At 32.4% G+C, this 1507-nt stretch carries 2 protein-coding genes; both read right to left on the reverse strand.

The window, feature by feature from the left end; genetic code table 11:
* Positions 1 to 284 precede the first annotated feature (284 nt).
* The gene (gldN, locus tag VLM92_RS11510) at positions 285 to 1142 is read right to left on the reverse strand and encodes a gliding motility protein GldN (protein ID WP_325276480.1); all 858 of its coding nucleotides are present in this window, start codon (positions 1140 to 1142) and stop codon (positions 285 to 287) included.
* 2 nt (positions 1143 to 1144) lie between these two features.
* A partial coding sequence (locus VLM92_RS11515; protein ID WP_325276481.1) for a GldM family protein occupies positions 1145 to 1507 on the reverse strand: 363 nt, incomplete at its 5' end.

A 1507-nucleotide genomic window follows, 5' to 3' on the forward strand; every position in this document is an offset into this window, starting at 1 on the left:
CGTCATCTTGTCCAATTACAAAACTACCTCTTCCAACATATGCCATACCATATGGGGACGGTTCATAAAAGGGTCTGGTTGGATTATTTTCAGCGTATTTTAACATTGGACTTTTTTCGCACGATGATAAAATCAATGCAAAAATGAGACCTGTAAAGAAGTATATATTTTTATAACTTACGCTGAACATATATAAGTAACGATATTAAAAGCGTATAAGTATTTTAGAATAAAGAAAGCCTTACGATTAGCTCATAAGGCTTACTTTATTTATCCAAATATTTTTAGTATTCCCAAAGATCTTGTTCATAGTTAAAAATCTCTTCCTCAATTCTGTCCGATTCTACAATCGCATCACGACCGCTTAAATATTGACTAATAGCTCTATTATTGTAAACATTTGATTCCCTAACTACATAGCTGTTAAACTTCCTTTTTATAAATATATCATCAAAAGATAAGTCTTGAGCTGTATTTTCGGAATTAATAACTGAATTATTTACTAATATCTTCCTAAGTTGTTCTTCCGGGTAATAGATCCAAAAAAGTTGAGTTCTAACAGCATTTTCCTGTGCAACATCCTCATCCCGATAGTACTCACGAATAGGGCAAATACCTATAATTCTTACATTCATAGTAGAATTACTTTTATCAAAATACCATTCTTCTTTTACCATATATTGTAAAACTTCAGTACTCCTAATCTCGCCTTTTACTTCTACATCCTCAAATTCGCCAGTTTCAAGATTTCTAATACGTTCAACTTTAGTTGTTGCACCAAATGCTTCTTTGACTTGCTCATAGGTCATAGGTACTTTGAACTCATCATCTACTCGTGCATCATAAGCTGTAACCAGGTCATTTTCGATCGCTTCTAGTAAAATATTTATTAAACTGTTTCTACCGTCAGTTTCCTCTGTAGGAAAATATAATACTTGATTTATTTTCTCTCTTAAATCAATAATTCTCCATATTTTCTTAGACCACATCACATCGGCTTCCCTTACATAGGTTAATACCATAGGCTCTTTTTCTTTAATATCAGTACGTTCATAAGCACCATCAACGATTATTTGAGCTTGAACATTCAATGTTGCCAAGACTGCAAATATCATACATATTAAAATAATTCTTATTTTCATAATTACCTGATTTTAAAGCTAATTGGAGATAATTCTCTATCCGTATTATCATCACCATGTGCTACTATATTATCAAAATAGATAATACTTCCCGTTGACAAACTTGAGAATTGAGTTTTTTGTTCACTGGTAAACCGATTTGATTTTGAAGACCAGGTATTGCTATACCCACCCGAACCAGTAATGGTAACATCAAACTGTGTGACTGTAAATTTCAAATCGAAATCAAAATCTACTAATTCTGCAAAAATTCCTTGTTCAGCTAATAATCTTTCTTTAGCTATTTGACCACCATTTTGTTCTGCAATCGTAGCAACAGGATCAGGTACGCGCTTAACCCTAAAAACCATAGATCCCATATTTTT

The sequence above is a fragment of the Romboutsia sp. genome (genome assembly GCF_035470145.1).
In the GTDB taxonomy this organism is placed as follows: Bacteria; Bacillota; Clostridia; order Peptostreptococcales; family Peptostreptococcaceae; genus Romboutsia_D.

What these genes read in the sequence shown, in the direction of transcription:
- gldN (WP_325276480.1), bottom strand. Translation starts at nt 1,142, where the DNA reads ATGAAAATAAGAATTATTTTAATATGTATGATATTTGCAGTCTTGGCA.